General features: G+C 28.6%; 17 protein-coding genes. 14 read left to right on the top strand and 3 right to left on the bottom strand.

Annotated features, from left to right (window positions below):
* Positions 1-126: 126 nt before the first annotated feature.
* Genes K354_RS0111510 through K354_RS14930 form a run of 3 tightly spaced genes read left to right on the top strand, consistent with a single transcriptional unit; the run spans position 127 to position 4,395 of the window.
* Positions 127-2,034, top strand: a complete 1,908-nt coding sequence (locus tag K354_RS0111510; protein ID WP_024955650.1) for a TonB-dependent receptor plug domain-containing protein — start codon at positions 127-129, stop codon at positions 2,032-2,034.
* Entirely contained in the window at positions 2,034-2,498 is a 465-nt protein-coding gene (locus K354_RS0111515; RefSeq protein WP_024955651.1) for a hypothetical protein, read from the top strand. The genes K354_RS0111510 and K354_RS0111515 overlap by 1 nt, the downstream gene beginning before the upstream one ends.
* On the top strand, positions 2,488-4,395 hold the full coding sequence (locus K354_RS14930; RefSeq protein WP_024955652.1) for an EAL domain-containing protein: 1,908 nt from the start codon (positions 2,488-2,490) through the stop codon (positions 4,393-4,395). Before K354_RS0111515 ends, K354_RS14930 begins: the two co-directional genes overlap by 11 nt.
* 10 nt (positions 4,396-4,405) lie before the next feature.
* Here the strand turns inward: K354_RS14930 and rraA are convergent, their stop codons facing one another.
* On the bottom strand, positions 4,406-4,885 hold the full coding sequence (gene rraA / locus K354_RS0111525) for a ribonuclease E activity regulator RraA (RefSeq protein WP_024955653.1): 480 nt from the start codon (positions 4,883-4,885) through the stop codon (positions 4,406-4,408).
* Between the two features lie 158 nt (positions 4,886-5,043).
* Between rraA and glmS the strand changes: the two genes are divergently transcribed.
* The 10 genes from glmS to mnmE all read left to right on the top strand — a co-directional run bounded on the left by glmS (position 5,044) and on the right by mnmE (position 14,289).
* Positions 5,044-5,448 (top strand): methylaspartate mutase subunit S, encoded by a 405-nt coding sequence (gene glmS, locus K354_RS0111530; RefSeq protein WP_024955654.1) that lies wholly within the window; start codon positions 5,044-5,046, stop codon positions 5,446-5,448.
* Positions 5,445-6,812 carry a methylaspartate mutase gene (locus tag K354_RS0111535; RefSeq protein WP_024955655.1) on the top strand — a complete coding sequence of 456 codons (1,368 nt, stop codon included), beginning with the start codon at positions 5,445-5,447 and terminating at the stop codon, positions 6,810-6,812. Before glmS ends, K354_RS0111535 begins: the two co-directional genes overlap by 4 nt.
* Positions 6,805-8,010, top strand: a complete 1,206-nt coding sequence (locus K354_RS0111540) for a glutamate mutase L (protein WP_024955656.1) — start codon at positions 6,805-6,807, stop codon at positions 8,008-8,010. The genes K354_RS0111535 and K354_RS0111540 overlap by 8 nt, the downstream gene beginning before the upstream one ends.
* A complete protein-coding gene (locus K354_RS0111545) occupies positions 8,000-9,574 on the top strand; it encodes an AMP-binding protein (RefSeq protein WP_024955657.1) in 1,575 nt (524 codons plus the stop codon). The genes K354_RS0111540 and K354_RS0111545 overlap by 11 nt, the downstream gene beginning before the upstream one ends.
* Before the next feature lie 76 nt (positions 9,575-9,650).
* Positions 9,651-9,785, top strand: coding sequence for a 50S ribosomal protein L34 (rpmH, locus tag K354_RS0111550; protein ID WP_024955658.1), 135 nt, complete (start codon positions 9,651-9,653; stop codon positions 9,783-9,785).
* The gene (gene rnpA / locus K354_RS14320) at positions 9,785-10,108 is read left to right on the top strand and encodes a ribonuclease P protein component (protein WP_037940740.1); all 324 of its coding nucleotides are present in this window, start codon (positions 9,785-9,787) and stop codon (positions 10,106-10,108) included. The genes rpmH and rnpA overlap by 1 nt, the downstream gene beginning before the upstream one ends.
* The gene (gene yidD / locus K354_RS0111560; protein WP_024955659.1) at positions 10,108-10,458 is read left to right on the top strand and encodes a membrane protein insertion efficiency factor YidD; all 351 of its coding nucleotides are present in this window, start codon (positions 10,108-10,110) and stop codon (positions 10,456-10,458) included. The genes rnpA and yidD overlap by 1 nt, the downstream gene beginning before the upstream one ends.
* Positions 10,455-12,041 carry a membrane protein insertase YidC gene (gene yidC, locus K354_RS0111565; protein WP_024955660.1) on the top strand — a complete coding sequence of 529 codons (1,587 nt, stop codon included), beginning with the start codon at positions 10,455-10,457 and terminating at the stop codon, positions 12,039-12,041. The genes yidD and yidC overlap by 4 nt, the downstream gene beginning before the upstream one ends.
* Positions 12,038-12,949, top strand: coding sequence for a Jag N-terminal domain-containing protein (locus tag K354_RS0111570; RefSeq protein ID WP_037940741.1), 912 nt, complete (start codon positions 12,038-12,040; stop codon positions 12,947-12,949). Before yidC ends, K354_RS0111570 begins: the two co-directional genes overlap by 4 nt.
* Positions 12,946-14,289: a tRNA uridine-5-carboxymethylaminomethyl(34) synthesis GTPase MnmE gene (gene mnmE, locus K354_RS0111575; protein WP_024955662.1), complete on the top strand. Its 1,344-nt coding sequence runs from the start codon at positions 12,946-12,948 to the stop codon at positions 14,287-14,289. The genes K354_RS0111570 and mnmE overlap by 4 nt, the downstream gene beginning before the upstream one ends.
* A 2-nt stretch (positions 14,290-14,291) precedes the next feature.
* Here mnmE and K354_RS0111580 read toward each other — a convergent pair whose 3' ends face one another.
* Positions 14,292-15,833 carry an inorganic phosphate transporter gene (locus tag K354_RS0111580; RefSeq protein WP_024955663.1) on the bottom strand — a complete coding sequence of 514 codons (1,542 nt, stop codon included), beginning with the start codon at positions 15,831-15,833 and terminating at the stop codon, positions 14,292-14,294.
* A 164-nt stretch (positions 15,834-15,997) separates the two neighbouring features.
* Here K354_RS0111580 and K354_RS0111585 point away from each other — a divergent pair, with 164 nt between their 5' ends.
* Positions 15,998-17,392 (top strand): MBL fold metallo-hydrolase RNA specificity domain-containing protein, encoded by a 1,395-nt coding sequence (locus tag K354_RS0111585; protein ID WP_024955664.1) that lies wholly within the window; start codon positions 15,998-16,000, stop codon positions 17,390-17,392.
* On the opposite strand, the gene K354_RS0111590 is transcribed toward K354_RS0111585, so the two are convergent.
* Complete coding sequence (locus tag K354_RS0111590; protein WP_024955665.1) at positions 17,389-18,102, bottom strand: glutamine amidotransferase; 714 nt, start codon at positions 18,100-18,102, stop codon at positions 17,389-17,391. The two genes, K354_RS0111585 and K354_RS0111590, sit on opposite strands and share 4 nt — an antisense overlap.
* Between the last annotated feature and the right edge of the window lie 91 nt (positions 18,103-18,193).

Below are 18,193 nucleotides of genomic sequence, written 5' to 3' on the forward strand. Positions count from 1 at the left end.
AAATATATAAATAATTTTAAATATTACAATATAATTACATATATAGTATTAAAATAACTTTTTAAATAAGATATTAGTATATTTTATATATACTCCCTCTTTTTATCTCTTGATTTTAGGCCAATAATGAAAATATTTTATTTATTTATGTTATTTAGTAGTATACTATTTGCAGATTCCTTAAGTAGTTTACTTCAAAAATATAAAAATACTTCTGAAAAATCTTTAAAAACTGTAGATGAAAAATTAGGTCATGTTATTATTTATTCTCAAAAAGAGATTAGATTAATGCAATATAACAAACTTAGTGATATTTTAAAAGAACTTCCTCTGATGAATTTTAATACAAATAGATATGGACTTACAAGTCCATCTTTAGCAGGAACAAAAACTACTACGAGTGGTTTTTTTAGATTTTTTATAAATGATCATGAAATAAGTTCAGCATATAGTCAATCAGAAGCTTTATCTTGGGATGATTTACCTTTAGATTTTATCGATCATGTAGAGATATATTATGGAGATAGCTCATTTGCTAAAGGCAATGAAACGGGTATCTATTTTATAAGAATGTATACGAAATCTGCGCTAAAAGAGAATGCTAATGAGATTAAACTAAGAGGCTCCAATAATGGTAGCAATTTACAAAGTGTTATGCAGTCACAAAGTTTTGAGAATGGTTGGTCAACTTTACTTTTTTTCAATAATGAAAAATCAAATGCAACAATGGATTATGAAGATCAAACTTTGCAAAATAATAGTAATAGAAAGTATCTGTATCTAGATGTAAGTAATGAGAATACAAATATAAATATTGGTTATGCAAATATAAAAAAAGATAATTATATGGGTTTATCTTTTGATGTGCAACCTGATGGTGGAGAGATAGAATCAAAAGATTTTTTTGTTGATATAACACAATATTTTTTAGAAGATAAGTCTATTAAATTGGGGCTTTCTTTTGATATTAATAATCTATACAATGAAGAAAAAAACAAAGAAGGTATAGGATTAATTCCTGTTTTAGACTTAGCAAGTCTGGGGACTACTATACCAAAAGAATATAATACTGAAGCGCAATTAACTAAAACTAATGTATATTTATCCAAATCTTTTCAATACAAAAATAATAATTTTTTAACAGCAATAAATATAAAAAATAAACAATATAAAACTAAACACAGGACAACCGTTAATTTCTTGAATACAAAAACAGATGTAGGACAGTATAGTGATTTTGATGAAGAGACGGCTTATTCTTTTTTGTTTGAAGATGATTATAGAGTCAGTAAAGACCTTATTTTAATTGCAAATGCGAAAGTTGATAAATATAACAAAAAAGGTTATCTTGAAGATTCTACAGAAAAATTATTTAGAATAGGGACTATATACACACCTTTTAAAAACTTTGGATTAAAAAGTTTTTATACAAGCACCTACATCCCTATATCTTTTTACAATACAGATTTAGCAAATAAAAATAGTAAAAATCTTAAATCACAAAAGTATAAAATAGCTACATTTGAAGGTGTTTATACTCATGGTGAATCAAAGTTTAGTGTACTTTATCATAATGTTAAGATCCATGATTTTGTGTATTTAACTCCTGTAGGTTTTATAAATGTTGACCATGATATTAAAACAGAAGGTTTAACTTTTAATTATGAATATCATTTTTCTAATACCAATAAAATAAATCTCAATTATTATGCAATGAGATTGAGTGAAACTATAAATAATTCTGATAAGGGTGGTTATATAAAATACATGGGAGAGTATGATAAGTTTTCCTATTTTACTTCTTTGCTTTATAAAAGTTCTTATGATTATCTTGATATACATGTGAGATCTAGTTTTGATTTGAGTTTAGGAGTGACATATAATTTTAGTAAAGATTTAAGTGCTAGTATTAAAGGTTCAAATTTATTAAATAAATCGACTAAATCACTTTATACAAAAGGCTTTCCTGGCGATACCTTTGCGTTAGAAGATCATGATAGAAGTATATATTTTAGTCTTAAGTGGGTGTTTTAATGAAAACTATTATATCTTTAATAACTTTAGTATCATTCTCTTATGCGAACCAATATACTTTTTTACTTGATAAGTATGATAAAGAGATAGAACTTGAGGCAAAAATTATAGCAAAAATTGCAACAGCGTCGATAAGTAAACAAATAAAACTTTTTATACCACAAATATCTCCTATGGAAAAAAAGGTATATTCTAAATTTTTTACTTTAGCAAAAAATTGTCAAACATCAAATTTTGTATTTATGAATAAAACTATAGACAATGAAGAGCTGTGTGTTAAAACAAATAAACTGTTTTTTACAAATAATTATAAAAAATTATTAGCAGACAATAGATATTATGGAGCATTTTTTTGGTATAAAAGTAGACCAAACATTGTTTTTGTAAAAAATAGACTTAAAACAAAAGGCATAGAATTACCTCAAGAATATAATCAGTATATTGAGGATTTGGATGAGAAATAAGTTTTTTATAAAAAATCCAATATATTTAATTTACCTTATTGTAACGGTTGTTATTATATTATTGCTTTTATTATACGGGACAATAAAACTAGAAGAAAAAGTTGAAAAAAAGATGTTTGAAATTTCAACATCTGATGTACTACAAATTGCAAGAAATAATGCAAAGATTATAGGGGCATTTTTAAAAAATAGTAACAATTATGTTAAGGATATAAAATATGATGTTATGTTACGAGGAAAGATAGAAAATCAGATAGAATCTTTGCCCACAAAAAATATAAAATATGCCTATCTTTTATATCGAGATAGTAAAGGAACATTTAGATTTTTAGCAGATGCATCAAAACCCTCTGAAAAAGCATTTTTAAATCAAAAATTTGATGTAACAAGTTCTAAATGGAATGAAATCTATGATAAAAAAGAACCTTTTATAATCAAACAGCCACTTTTAAAAGAGTTATCCATTAGTTACCTAGTTCCTATACTTTATAAAGAAAAGGTAGAGTTAATATTAGCAATTGATTTTTCAATTAAAAAAGTAGAAAATATAAATAATATAATTTCTTTAATGAAAAAAGCAATCTTAGCAATGATTGGGGTAATTATTGTTTTTGGTCTTATTCTTGTAGTACAAACATTTAGGTATTTTATTGTGAAAAAAACTGCTTATGTAGATAAACTAACCAATGTTTTTAATCGAAATTATTTACAAGAGCTTCAAGAATTTATAAATTTACATGATTATGTATTAGCAACATTAGATATTGATCATTTTAAAAAAGTAAATGATACTTATGGACATAATATTGGAGATCTTGTTTTAAAAGAAATTGCAAAGCTTATACTAAAAACTTCAAGAAAAAAACATGATATTGTTATTAGATATGGGGGAGAAGAGTTTGTAATCTTATTAAAAACTAAACGAAATGATAAATTAAGTGCTTTAAATGTTATAGAAAAAATTTTTACTACAATCCAAGAGAATAAATTTTATATTTCCCCTTTAGAGTATATTTATGTAACTGTTTCAATAGGTGTAAATTTAGTTCCATACAAATCAAGAACTTTTTCTGAAGCTTTTAGATTAGCAGACATTGCACTTTATAATGTAAAAGATAAAGGTAGAAATGCAATAGAAATATATGAAGAAAAGGATAGACGGAAAAATAATGCAAATATGTCTATAAGTGAAATTAATGCAGCTATTGAAGAAAATAGAGTTATATGTTATTTCCAACAAATTGTTGAAACTCAATCCAAAAAATTGTCTCATTATGAAGCACTTCTTCGTATCATCGATAAAAATGGTAATATAATCACACCAGACAAAATATTACCTTCAATAAGAGGAACATTTATTTTACGAAATATTACTAAAATAGTGTTAGATATCTGTTATAAGAGACTATTGTCCAATGATGATGTTTACATAAATGTAAATTTAAATCCCCAAGATATTGTTAATGAATCTATACTAAATATTTTAAATGATTATGCCCAAATAGATAACATTTCTAATAGAATGGGTTTAGAAATAGTTGAAAGTGAAGATATTATTAATTATTCAGATGCAAAAGAAAATCTTTTAATGTTGAAAAAATTAGGATATAAAATTTTTATAGATGATTTTGGAAGTGGATATTCAAATTTTATATATTTAACAGAAATTCAAACAGATTTTATAAAGTTAGATGGGAATATTATCAAAAAAATTGTTGAAGATAAAGTTTCATTTCTTGTTGTCAAAAGTATAGTTAATTTTGCGAAAGAAGCAAATATAAAAGTTATCGCTGAATATGTATGTAATGAAGAAATATATAAAATAATAAAAACTCTTGGTATTGAATACTCTCAAGGATATTTGTTTTCAACACCAAAATTATTTGAAGAACATTAAGAGATGAGCATTAGATTTCTAAAGCTTCTTTAGATGTTATAATACCGTCATTATCAGCATATAAATACTCATTTTGTACTAACTTAACACCTGCAAAATTTAAAGTAATTTCTTGTTCTCCCTTATTTATAATGGGAGCTTTTTTAGGACAAGTTCCAAGGGCAAAAAGTCCTACATCTATACTTTGAGTATTTATAATATCTCTTACATATCCATTAACTATTATACCTGCCCAATTATTTTCTTTAGCAAATGCCATAAGTTTGTCTCCAACTACAGCAATATATTTAGCATCCACATCTACAACACAGACTCTTTTATCTCCTTTAGTTTTAAGAAGTTTTATAAGCTCAGTATTATTATCGATAAGTTTACATGTAGCTATCTTCCCATAAAACTTATCAATTCCACCGTATGAGTTAAAACCAGGGTTTAGCACTTGTACTTTATCGTCATATTTATCGCATAAATCCGCTGTACTAAATGACATTGAATCTCCTAAAATTTTTATTTAATTATAACCGGTAAAATTGAAGTTACAATTAATATACTCATCTCTAAATTTTTCTTTCCATTTTAACAAGTTAATTATATACTATAAATAATTTAGATAAAATTTAGCCCATACTAGAAAAAATGGATAAATAGATGAAAGTTGTAACAGGTGTAGTAGGTAATGACATACATGTAGTTGCAAATAGATTGATTGATATTTCCTTGCAAGCAAGGGGATTTGAAGTTTTTAATCTAGGCGTAAATACACATTTAGAAGAGTTTATAGATGCAGCTGTAGAGAGTGATGCTGATATAATTCTCATATCTTCACTTAATGGTGAAGCTGAAGGTTGGTGCAGAGATTTACAATTTTTAAGAGCAGAGTATGCACTTAAAAATGTAGTTTTTGTTATTGGTGGTAATCTCTCTGTTGGTGAAGCAAAAGATGAAGATATTGTTCCTAAGTATGAATCGTATGGTTTTGATTTGGTATTTCATCAAGTAGATTTGAATACAGGATTGGATAAATTAGAAGAATTTTTAGGTAAACGCTCATGAGCCTGCATCAAAAAGAGAGAGACATAATAGTCCAAAATGAGTATGTAGATAATTTTGATTTTTCTGAAATAGAAGAGTTTATCACAAATGCTAGCAAAGATTTGTTTATATCTCATAAGTTTAAAAATAGCAGCACTACCTTAGTGCAACCTCGTGGGGGATTTCCTACATACAACAAACAGTATGAGCTTTACGAAGAGTTTGAAAAAGCTGATATTGATGTCATGCCACTGACTATAGACTCTCATACAAGATTAAATGACTATGGTAGTGCAAAAAAGATGCTTATGTTGAGTGAAGCAAATGAAGTTGATATGCTTAATGGTTATCCCTTAGTAAATCATGGATACAGAAATACAAGAAAAATGGTTACTCATTTTAATCGACCAGTAAGTTTAAGACATGGAACACCTGATGCAAGACTTTTAATCGAAACTGCACTTGCAAGTGGTATTTTTGAAATAGAAGGTGGACCTATTACCTATCTATTGCCTTATTCTAAAAACTTTCCACTTGATAAAGCCTTTTTATACTGGAAATATGTAGAAAGAGTATGTGCAAATTATTCAGGCTTAAATGAACCAATCAATAGAGAATCTTTTGGACCATTAACTGCAACACTTGTACCTCCATGTATTACTATTGTAATTCAACTTTTAGAGATGCTTTTATCTTTAGAAGAGGGGGTAAAATCTTTTTCAGTAAGTTTTGCTCAGACGGGTTCAGTAAACCAAGATGCAGTAATGGCAAATGTTATAAGAAAAATGGCAGATTTTTACGCTAAAAAAATTGGTGTAGAAGATGCAACTATAAATTTAGTTTATCATCAATGGATGGGAGCATTTCCAAGAAACAAAGAGTTTTCAGATTCACTTATTAATACAAGTTCATTTATAGCTAGTTTAGTGAGAGCTGATAAGATAATTATTAAAACAAGAGATGAAGCTTTTGGTATTCCTACTATGCAGTGTAACGCTCAATCAGTAGCAAATACAAAGTATACGTTTAAAGTACTTAAGGGTTTACCTCCAATAGTTGACGAAGAAGAAGAGGCTATCTTAGAAGAGGAAATCCACTCTATCATGGAAGCCGTTTTCAATGATAGTGCAGATACTCTTTGGAGAAAGACTTTTAATTCAATCAAAAATGGAATTATAGACGTTCCATTTTCACCACATATTATTAACCATAATGCAGTAGTTACTATACGAGATGAGCATAGTAATATAAGAATTATAGAAAAAGGAAATCTTCCTATTAGTGAGAAGTGTTTTGCATATGAGAAATCAAAAGTAAAATTGAGTGAAGATAAAACAACTGTAATTAATAAGATTATAGAAGATATAGGAGTTATGCATGAGTAAACTTTTAATAGATGTTGGAAGTACCTACTTTAAAATTAGCTCTGATGATGGAGTAGAGCAACAATTTCGTGATTTTAGTAAAACTATTTTTGATGATTTAACTAGTAAGTTTGGAGATACGATTAATAAGTATAATAAAGAAAGTGTACATATCTGTTCTTCTGCAAATGGAGGACTTAGTACTCTTATTATTGGGCTTACAAACTCGTTTAGTTTAAAGTATGCAAAAAATATAGCATTTAACTCTGGAATTAATATCATAGATACGGTTTTATATCACCATATAGATAAAAGTGCAGTTCCTGGTGATCTGTTAGATGTTGTTATAGTTGTAGGAGGAATTGATAGTGTTGGTGGTATATATGACGATAAACTATTTAAATATCTTGAAAAATTGAGTTACAGCAATATTGTGTATGTAGGAAGTCAAAAAGATGCACAGTATCTTAGCAAAAATATAGAATCATTAGTTGTATTAGAAAATATCATTACAGATAAACTAAAAATGAAAGAAGAGGCTTTAAAAGAGTACTTAACAAATCTTTATCAACAAGATATCGTTGGAAAAGAAGATATTAAACATTTATATGAGCTTACTTCAAATCAAATCTATTCTACACCATATATTGTAAATCAATCTCTTCCTTATGTGGATGCAAGACATGAAGTGATAAATCCTTTTATTGTAGTAGATATCGGTGGGGCTACGACTGATATACATTATAGTAGAGATTTATCCCGTGAGAATATGTTAAGTGAGAGTGAATACGACAGACTTGTGTTTAAAAAACTTGGTGTTTATAAGTCAAAAGAGAGTTTGATATTTGCTGCAAAAAATAATGAATTTGTTTATGAGTTGTTAAACTACTTAAATGTAACAGAAAATATACTTGAACAAACTGATGAAAAAGCGTTAAGGGTATTAATGCAATTATCTATATTTTTAGTACTGTGTAAAGTTTCAACACATAATTCAATGTATATAACACTAAACCTACATCTTTTAAAAAGTATAGTTTTAACAGGTGGAATAACAAAAGTTTTAAGTTTTGAAGAAGTTGAAAGTATTGTGCAGTTTTTTTATAAAAAAATACTTCATACAACAGCAATACCGACAATATTACTTGATTCAAATTATGATATTTGGACTTTAGGTATGAATGCAATAGAAGATAAAAGGATTGAAAATGTCAATTAACTGTATGAGATCACTAATAGAAAGAGCAAATAGGAAAACACCAACAAGTATTGCTGTTATAGACTCAAAGCAACAATTAACATATAATGAACTTTTTACAAAAGTAAATCAAGTTGCACACTATTTAAGCGAATTAGAACTTTCAAAAGGGAGTCGTATAGGGATTTATTCTTATAAAAATGCTGAACAAGTTATAGCTATCCTTGCTATTATGTCAACAGACTATATTTTTGTACCTATTTCAAGATTGCTAAAACCTGAACAAGTTGAACATATTATTAATGATTGTGGCATTACATGTATAATCACGGATAAGGCAAAATTGAAAAATATTGATGAGGTAAACTATAACGGAACTATCATTACTTATGAAGCGACTAATAGAGAAATAGTATCGTTTGAAGAGATTTATAAATGTTGTACAAAAAAATATGAGTGTAACATAGGTGGACACTCAAATGCTACTATTACTTATAGCTTTGGTTCATCTGGATTTCCTAAAGGTATAGTTATTACGCATAGAAATTTAGTTGATAGTGCTAGAGTTGCATCTCAGTATCTTGAAATTCAAAGTGACGATGTTATCTCAGGAATACTTCCTTTTACTTTTGATTATGGTTTAAATCAAATTTGTAGTGCAATTTATAAAAGAGCTACCTTAGCAGTTCATAGTATGCTTTTAGCATCTGATTTTTTTAATCATGTTTTAAATGATAAAGTAACCATTATACCTCTTATGCCTATACATATAACACAAATGTTTGATGATACAAGTATGAGAGTACCAAATCCACAATTACTTGCCAATGTAAGAAAAATAACAAGTTCAGGTGGAAAAATCACAGATAAGATGATAAAAGATATAGATGCACATTATCCAAATGCACAATTTTACTCAATGCATGGATTAACTGAAGCTTTTCGTTCTACTTATCTAGATCCAAGTCAATTAAAAATACGTCCAGAATCTATCGGTAAACCAATTCCTGATGTTGAAATTTATATTGTCAATGAAAATGGAGAAGAGTGTAAACCAAGAGAAATTGGAGAACTTGTTCATCGTGGAGGATATATCTATAAAGGATATTGGAATGCAAAAGAACAAACAGATAAGTTATATAAATCTATTAAAGTGTTAGAAAAAGTTGTCAATTTAGAAGGTGACTTAACAGACGAAATTGTTGTCTGTAGTGGTGATTATGTATATAAAGATGAGGAAGGCTATATCTATTTTGTATCAAGAAAAGATGATATGATAAAATCATGTGGTTTTAGAATCAGTCCTTATGAAATAGAAAGAGTTGTTTACAATAATCTCCCTTTTGTAAAAGAGTGCGCAGTTTTTTCAGTAGAAAATGAAAAAATAGAAGAAGAAATAATTATGGCATATAGTGCTTCAAAAGAGGTAGCAAAAAATGAAATACTTTTTGAATTAAAAAAACACTTACCAAATCATATGATTCCAGTAACTATTTTATATAAACAAAAACTTCCTCAAACAAGTCCAAGTAGTGGAAAAATTGATAAAGAAGTATTGAAAAAAGAGGTTTTAGAAGTAGTTTAATTTAAACTTATGGATTGTTTAAGTAAAAAAAAGGTAAAATCTGTGCCTAAAAAACAAATTTAATGAAGGATTTTTGGTGAAAAGAACATATCAACCACATAGTACTCCTAGAAAACGTACTCACGGTTTTAGAACGAGAATGAAGACTAAGAATGGTCGTAAAGTTATCGCTGCACGTCGTGCAAAAGGTAGAAAAAGATTGGCACTGTAATATGTTTTGAAAAACTCAAACTAACTAGTGAGTTTTCAAACGTTTATAAACACGGGAAGAAATGGCACTCAGATGGTGTTGTTGTCTTTTTCAAAGAAGGTTCAGAAAAGAAGGTTGGTTTTACAGCTAGCAAAAAAGTTGGTAATGCTGTCAAAAGAGCTTTAGCAAAACGTAGAATGCGTGCATTGTTTTTTGACAATCAAGATAGATTGGTTGATGGTATTTATGTATTTGTAGCGAAAGAACGTATGAGTCAGATGTCTTATGAAGCTTTAAAAAAAGGGTATCTTTGGTCTCTTAAGAGACTGGGATGTTTAAATTAATGAGGCGTCTGGCGCTTTTTGTCCTTAAACTATATCAAAAGTTTTTTACTCTTATGAGTTATGGAAGTTGTAGATATTATCCAACTTGCTCAGAATATGCTAGATGGCAGATTCTCCATAATGGGTTTTTAAAAGCTTGTTTTTATAGTTTATTGAGAATTTTAAGATGTAATCAGTTATTTCCTGGTGGAATTGACTATCCAGTTATAACTAAAAATTTTCATTACTCTCTATGCGCTACTCCACACCCACTTTCTGTAAAAATAAAGTTTTGGTTCGTACCAAGAAAACTTAAAAGTTTTTACGTAATAAAAGCTTTTAATATACACTCTCAAAAGGGAACACCGTGATAGACAAACTGAGCAATCAGAGTAGAATAATTATAGCAACGGTTTTATCATTTTTATTCTTCGCAACATATAACTACTTTTTTATTCCAAAACAAGAAGTTACTGAACAGAAAACACAAGTTGAAAAAGCACAAAAAGTAGGTTCTCAACCTATAACTTCTGTTGCACCTTCTTCATCTGATATACCAAGTCAAGTAAGTAAAAAAAGTGTAGAAATCATAACAAAAGTACAAGCCGCTTCTTATGAATTGCATATAGATAGACTGGGACGTATTAGTAAGTTTTATTTAAATGAAACGAAGTATAAAGATGAAAATGGTGATAGAATCGAACTTATTGATTCTGAGTTAGTTCCATATCCTTTAGAAATTCGTTTTTCAGATGAAAATATAAATTCTCAAGCATTTGCAACATCTTATACTGCAAGTGAAAGTGAAATTAAAGTAGCTGATAAAGGTACTAAATTGACACTTACACAATCTTTAAGCGATTTAAAGATTGTAAAAACTTTAACTTTTTTTCCTAATGGTAATTATGACCTTAGTGTAACAATGAGTAATCCTAAAGAGTATTTTATAACACCAGGTTTTAGACCAAATGTAGGAATTGATAGTTATACGTTTCACGGATCTTTAATTAAAGAAGCAGATGAAACATTAAGTGTTATAGATGATGGTGATGCTACAGGTAAAGAAGCATTTGCTAATGCAATTTTTGCGGCTTCTTCAGATAAGTATTACACAACACTATTTTATAATTTTGATAAAGGACTAGATGTAGTTGTTAGTCCTGTTTATGAAGAATCTCCTCTACTTTTTATAAAAGGGAAAAATAACTTAAAATTAAGTGGTTATCTTGGACCAAAAGAGCATACAGTACTTGTTGCAATTGATAAAAGATTAACAGATGTTATAGAGTATGGTTTTTTTACCTTTATTTCTAGACCTTTATTTATGCTACTTCAATACCTTCATTCAATACTGGGTAACTGGGGTTGGTCAATTGTTTGTATGACACTTCTTATTCGTTTAGTACTATTTCCTTTGACATATAAAGGTATGGTATCAATGAATAAATTAAAGGCTTTAAGTCCAAAGATAAAAGAACTTCAAGCAAAATATGGTAAAGATAAACAAAAACTGAATACTCATATGATGGAACTTTATAAGAAACATGGAGCAAACCCTATGGGTGGTTGTCTTCCAATTGTTTTACAAATTCCTGTATTTTTTGCAATTTATCGAGTATTACAAAATACGATTGAATTAAAAGCAGCTCCTTGGATTTTGTGGATACATGATTTAGCTGTTATGGATCCATATTTTGTTCTGCCTATTGCAATGGGTTTAACAATGTTTTTCCATCAACGAATTACACCAACAAACTTTACTGATCCAATGCAAGAAAAGATTATGAAATTTTTACCACTGATATTTACATTCTTCTTTGTATCTTTTCCAGCTGGTTTAACACTTTATTGGTTTGTAAACAACTTATTTTCAATTGCTCAGCAATACTATGTAAATTCACTTTTTGCGAAAGGTCAAAAAGCAGAAATAACTGAAAAAAAGGCTAAAAAATGATACGTATAGAAGCAGCTACACTTGAAGAAGCATATTCTCAAGCAGCGACTAAATTATCTTGCTCAGTTACACAAATTTCATTTAAAGTAATTCAAAATCCAAGCTCTGGATTTTTGGGTATGTTTAAAAAAAGTGCAATAATAGAAGCTAGTCCTAAAGATGCTTCTATGACAAATCAATCTACTCCTAATAGTGCATTAGGAGTAGATAAACCTAAAAAAAGTAGAAATAGACGCAATAAAAATAGAAAAAAAGAACACTTAAGTGAATCAGTAGACACTAAAGTTGAAGAAAAAGCTCAAACAAATAAGAAACAAGAATCTCATAAAAAACCTCTCCAAAAGAAAAAATTTGAAGAAAAAAAACAATCAGAAAAAACAGCTGAAAAACCTATACAAAAAGTATCTAATAGAAGAGAATATACTAAACCAAAAATTGAAATTAGTATAGCAGTAGAAGAAATTAGAAAAGATATTAACTCACTTTTTACTCATAGTTGTTTTGAGTTAAATGAAATTAAAGTAGAAGTTTATAGTGAAGATACAGTCTTAGTAGAATTTGGTGGAGAAGATGCAGCTTTACTTATAGGTAAAGAAGGCTATAGATATAAATCTCTTTCATATCTTTTATATAATTGGATAAATTTAAAGTATAATCTAAATGTACGTTTAGAGATTGCAGAATTTTTAAAAAATCAAGAAGAGATGATTGCCAAATATCTTGTTGGTGTAATTGATCGTATTAATAACACTGGACGTGCTCAAACAAAAATCTTAGATGGTGTTCTTGTAAAAATTGCTCTAGAAGCTTTGCGTAAAGAATTTCCTAATAAATATGTTGGTATTAAATCAGGTCGTGAAGGCGGTAGATTTATCGTTATTAATGATTTTAATAGAAAAAATACATAACAGTGGATACAATTGCAGCTATTGCAACAAGTCATGGAGTTGGCTCTATAGCGGTTATTCGCTTAAGTGGGCCAAACTCTTTAGATATTGCGAAAAAACTCTCACATAAAGATAATTTTACTCCAAGACATGCTACACTCTCATCTTTATATGACGATGCCAATGATTTGATTGATGAATCATTAGTTATATACTTTCAAGCACCTCGTTCATTTACTGCTGAAGATGTTATAGAATTTCAGTGTCATGGTGGGATAGTTGTTGCTGATTTGATACTAAGTGAAGTATTAAAACATGGTGCAAGATTAGCTCAACCAGGTGAATTTTCAAAACGTGCTTTTTTAAATGGCCGTATAGATTTAACAGAAGCAGAAGCAATTGCAAAACTCATAGAAACAAAAAGTATAGATGCAGCAAAGATTTTAACTCGCCAAATGAAAGGTGAAGTTAAAGAATTTGTAGAAAATATTCGTGAAAGTTTAGTTGAAATTTTGGCATTTGTTGAAGTAAATATAGATTATGCTGAAGAAGATTTACCACAAAATTTAATGGATCAAATAAAAGATAAATTAGATAATTTAAGAATTGAACTAAAAAAAACCTATGATAGCTCAAAAAGACGAGAAGGATTGATAGAAGGTTTTAAAGTTGCCATAGTAGGAAAACCTAATGTTGGGAAAAGTTCATTATTAAATGCTTTACTTAACTATGATAGAGCGATTATTAGTGATATTGCAGGAACTACAAGAGACACGATTGAAGAAGAAGTACGAATAGGAACACACCTTATAAAGATAGTTGATACTGCAGGAATTAGAGAAGCAAATGATACTATTGAAAAGATAGGGATAGAACGCTCTAAAACAGCTATAGAAGAGTCAGATATAGTTATATCTATGTATGATAACTCTCGTGTATTTGATGAAGAAGATGCTCAAATATTGAGTTTATTACAAAGTTATGGTAATGATAAAGCTATTTTACATGTAATAAATAAAAGTGATTTAGACTCTAAGTTTCATAATGTAATGATTGCTGAAAAAGCAATCAAATTAAATTGCAAATTTGGAGCAGAAACAATTGCTTTAGAAATAGAAAAAATTCTAGACAAAAGTTCACTGGATGAAACACTACTTTTGACTTCAAAAAGACAGATGGAAGCTGTTGAAAATACATATAGTAGTATAGAAATGAGTATTGAACTTTTAAGTGAAGGTGAGTTAGAACTTTTTGCTTTTAATCTTAATGAAGCTATTATGAGTATATCTTCTATTTCACGAAATTTTGCAAGAACAGAAATCCTAGACAAAATGTTTGGAAGTTTTTGCCTAGGAAAATAACCTTATATTCCCATAAGAGCCTTTAATATAAAGAAAAATATTCCTGATGATATAGCGGCTATTGGTAAGGTGACTACCCATGCTAAAGCTATTGGTTTCATCAAATTCCAGTTTGCATTTCTATTGAGTATACCAATCCCTATAACAGCACCTATAAGAATATGCGTAGATGATACTGGAATACCCATTTTAGTTGCCATCAAAATAACTGCACTTGCTCCAAGTTCTGCTGAAAATCCTGTTATAGGCGATATTTCAGCTAATCTTGTTCCTACTGTTTGAATAACTTCTTTACCTAAAAACCATAGACCTACTATAAGAGAAACTCCAAAAGTAGCCATAGCAACTATAGGAACAGGTGCTTTTGCGTTAATAATACCAGTTTTTAAAACATCTAGAATTGCTGCAAATGGTCCAATGGCATTTGCTATATCATTTGCACCATGACTAAAAGCAAACGCAGATGCTGTGAAAATTTGTAGCCATGAGAAAATTTTGATGGTTGATTTATCAACATCACTTTTTGCCATTAAGTTGACTATTGCAAAACTTATGAGATAAGCGGCCGTTGCAATTACGAAAACAATCCACATTGTTTCAATGGTAGTAACATTTAATTTAAGATGTTTTAATCCTTTAAACAGTAACATCCCAGAAATAATAGATGCAGCAAAACCACCTACAAGAGGAACATGTTTTTTTAAAAATGCAAATGCATCTATGCTTTTTTCTTTTTCTTTTAATTCTTTAATCATTTTTTGATAATCGCTTGATGTTTCAAGTTCATCATCATCTTCCATAAAGGCAAGTTCTGATAACTCTTTTATCTGTTCTTCTTGAGATTTATCTTTAAGAGTTATCTTATATGCTTCTTTGAGAGTTTTTCTTCTACCTTTTATTCTACTTATTTTAGCAACTGCTCTTTTTCCTGGAGTTAATATTTTATTTTTTATGTAATAGTAAATTATATAAGATAAAAGTCCACCAAGTAAAGGAGAGACTACCCAACTTATTGCAATTTGTACTATTTTACTCCAATTTACCATATCTATAACATTATCGTTTGTTGTAAGAACTGTACCTAAAGCTAAACTACTACCAACTATACCACCAACTATTGAATGGGTTGTAGAGACAGGAAGACCTTTTTTTGAAGCAAAAAGTAACCATAAACCAGCACTTAGTAGTGATGACATCATCACTAAAACAAAAAGCATTGGATCAAAATTTACATCAGGAATTTTTACAATCCCTTTTCTAATTGTATTAGTAACTTCACCACCTGCAAATATAGCACCACTTAGTTCAAATATAGCTGCTATTACAAGAGCTTGTTTAATAGTTATAGTTTTAGCACCTACACTAGTACCAAAAGAGTTTGCAACATCATTTCCACCAATATTAAATGCCATAAAAATTCCAAAAATAGATGCAATTGAAAATAACATAAGATGATGAGAAGGTATAATTTTAAATCCCCAAACAAAAAAACCAAGAGTTGATATCAAAAATATGCCAAGTGCGATAATGTTGTCTTTAGTCATTTTTATCCTTCGATTGAGTATAGTATCAAGGAATTATCTCATAAAAAATCTTAGCTTTTTCTTGATAAATATTATTTTGTATCAAATTTGGTGTTATTGTATACTTTAAATTACATTGTACTAGAATGTTTACATGAGTATTTTACTATTATTAAGGAGATACTATGGCAACTGTCAAGTCATATGGGGCCACTGGAACCGTTACAGGTTCTTGTCATTTAATAAAAATAGGTTCAATTTCTATTCTAGTTGATTGTGGAATGTTTCAAGGTGAAAATGAAGATTATAATTATGATGATTTTGAATTTAACCCTAAAAATATTGATTATTTGGTTTTAACTCATGCACACATTGATCATATAGGAAGGGTTCCTAAACTTGTAAAAGATGGTTTTAATGGCACAATTATCTTAACAATACCTACTTTTGAAATTGCAGAGATAATGCTTCTTGATTGTGCAGTAATTGCAGAAGAAGAGTATAAAACGCTCTATAGAAAAGCTCAAAGAATAGGAACTGAACAAAGTATACAAAAACCTTTATATACAAAAGAAGATGTACAAAATGTTTTTAGCAAAAAGTTTATCAAACTAGATTATAAGGAAAAATATAAAATTTCTTCGATTTTAAATTTAACCTTATACGATGCAGGTCATATTCTTGGAAGTGCTTTTGTATCGTTTGATTTTAGAGATGAAAATTTAAAAAAGAGGGTTGTTTTTTCAGGAGATATTGGAAGTAAAAATCGATTAATTTTGGATTCATTAGATTTTTTGAATAAAGCAGATACCCTTTTTATAGAATCTACATATGGAGATAGAGTACACAAAGATTTGGCTGTAAGTATTGAAGAGTTTAAAAAAGCGATTATTAATACTATAAATGCTGAGGGTAATGTCATTATTCCGTCTTTTGCACTGGAAAGAACGCAAGAGATACTGTGGCTTTTACGCTTAATGTATGAAAAAAAAGAGTTACCTCGATGTAAAGTGTTTTTAGATAGTCCTTTAGCTATAAAAGCTACATATATTTATGAGAATTTTCCTTGCCATTTAAATGATAAAGTTGGATTATATGCTAGTTTAGGAGATAGTCCTTTTATGTTTCCTTGGGTGAAATATTCACAAAAAAAAGCAGATTCAATGAAAATTAATGATGTTAAATCAAAAGCAATTATAATTGCTGGAAGTGGAATGTGTAGTGGAGGTAGAGTTATGCATCATTTAAAACAGAGACTTTGGAATCCAAATAATGCGATTATTTTTGTTGGATTTCAAGTATCTGGTACTTTAGGTCGTGATATTGTTGATGGAGCTAATTTTGTTAAAATCTACACTGATAAAATAGCTGTTAAATCAAAAGTATATACAATAAATGGTTTTTCTGCTCATGCAGATAAAAATGATTTATTAGATTGGATGAGCCATTTCAAAAAACTTTCTAAAGTATGTTTAGTACATGGAGAATTAGAAAAGATGAAAATTTTCAAAAAAGAAATTTTTACAAAATTAGAAATTAAAGCACATATAATGAAAAAAGCTCAAAGTGTTTTTGTTTAGCTTAATATATGTGTTGCAAAATTTTTAAGCACCTTTGCACTGTAGTTAGTATTTTTTACATTGGCAATTAAAGTTTGAAGTTGTGTATGAGAAAAGTTGTTTGTTTTTGAGATTTCTTCTATATAAGCGGACATAACTTTTGTATTATATTCAGGATGAAATTGAACTCCCCATGCATTTTTCCCTATTTTAAAAGCATGATGTTGATCGTGTTTATTTGAAGCTAGAAGAGTAGCATTTTTTGGTAAAGTTAAAACAGTTTGAGAATGTATTGTATGAACTTGAAAATTATTAGGTAAGTTATGAAATAATTGATCAGTTTTTGCATGTTGATTGAGTGTAATATCTGTAGTTCCTATTTCCATTCCATTTGGATGATAGTCTACAACACCATTCATTGATTTTGCTAAAAGTTGATGACCATAACATATACCCAATAGTGGAACTTCATTTTTCATTATGGTTGGAATCCATTTTTCAATTTGAATGCTCCATGGTAACTCATCAGTTGCCATAGCAGCTGATCCAGTTATTATAATTCCTAAACAGTTTTCTGGAGTTGGGAGATTATCGTTGTTTTGAATATCTATAACACATATATCTAAGTTTTTATTTGCAATGGTATCAATAATCCATTGATCAAAATCACCTAGCTTATTAAGTATATTTTTAAAAGTAGTTCCAGTTTTTATAATATAAAGTTTTTTCATATTTTCTCCAATTAAATCATCTAATACAAATGAGTATACTAAATTATGAAGGCAAATAATTTAGAAAGATGATTAATTTAAATACATATTT

Source organism: Sulfurospirillum arcachonense DSM 9755, from assembly GCF_000597725.1.
GTDB classification, from domain to species: Bacteria; Campylobacterota; Campylobacteria; order Campylobacterales; family Sulfurospirillaceae; genus Sulfurospirillum_A; species Sulfurospirillum_A arcachonense.

Bases quoted from the DNA above. Each gene is read 5' to 3' on its own strand.
- K354_RS0111510 (WP_024955650.1), top strand. From the start codon at position 127: ATGAAAATATTTTATTTATTTATGTTATTTAGTAGTATACTATTTGCA.
- K354_RS0111515 (WP_024955651.1), top strand. From the start codon at position 2,034: ATGAAAACTATTATATCTTTAATAACTTTAGTATCATTCTCTTATGCG.
- K354_RS14930 (WP_024955652.1), top strand. From the start codon at position 2,488: ATGAGAAATAAGTTTTTTATAAAAAATCCAATATATTTAATTTACCTT.
- rraA (WP_024955653.1), bottom strand. From the start codon at position 4,885: ATGTCATTTAGTACAGCGGATTTATGCGATAAATATGACGATAAAGTA.
- glmS (WP_024955654.1), top strand. From the start codon at position 5,044: ATGAAAGTTGTAACAGGTGTAGTAGGTAATGACATACATGTAGTTGCA.
- K354_RS0111535 (WP_024955655.1), top strand. From the start codon at position 5,445: ATGAGCCTGCATCAAAAAGAGAGAGACATAATAGTCCAAAATGAGTAT.
- K354_RS0111540 (WP_024955656.1), top strand. From the start codon at position 6,805: ATGAGTAAACTTTTAATAGATGTTGGAAGTACCTACTTTAAAATTAGC.
- K354_RS0111545 (WP_024955657.1), top strand. From the start codon at position 8,000: ATGTCAATTAACTGTATGAGATCACTAATAGAAAGAGCAAATAGGAAA.
- yidD (WP_024955659.1), top strand. From the start codon at position 10,108: ATGAGGCGTCTGGCGCTTTTTGTCCTTAAACTATATCAAAAGTTTTTT.
- K354_RS0111570 (WP_037940741.1), top strand. From the start codon at position 12,038: ATGATACGTATAGAAGCAGCTACACTTGAAGAAGCATATTCTCAAGCA.
- K354_RS0111580 (WP_024955663.1), bottom strand. From the start codon at position 15,833: ATGACTAAAGACAACATTATCGCACTTGGCATATTTTTGATATCAACT.
- K354_RS0111585 (WP_024955664.1), top strand. From the start codon at position 15,998: ATGGCAACTGTCAAGTCATATGGGGCCACTGGAACCGTTACAGGTTCT.
- K354_RS0111590 (WP_024955665.1), bottom strand. From the start codon at position 18,102: ATGAAAAAACTTTATATTATAAAAACTGGAACTACTTTTAAAAATATA.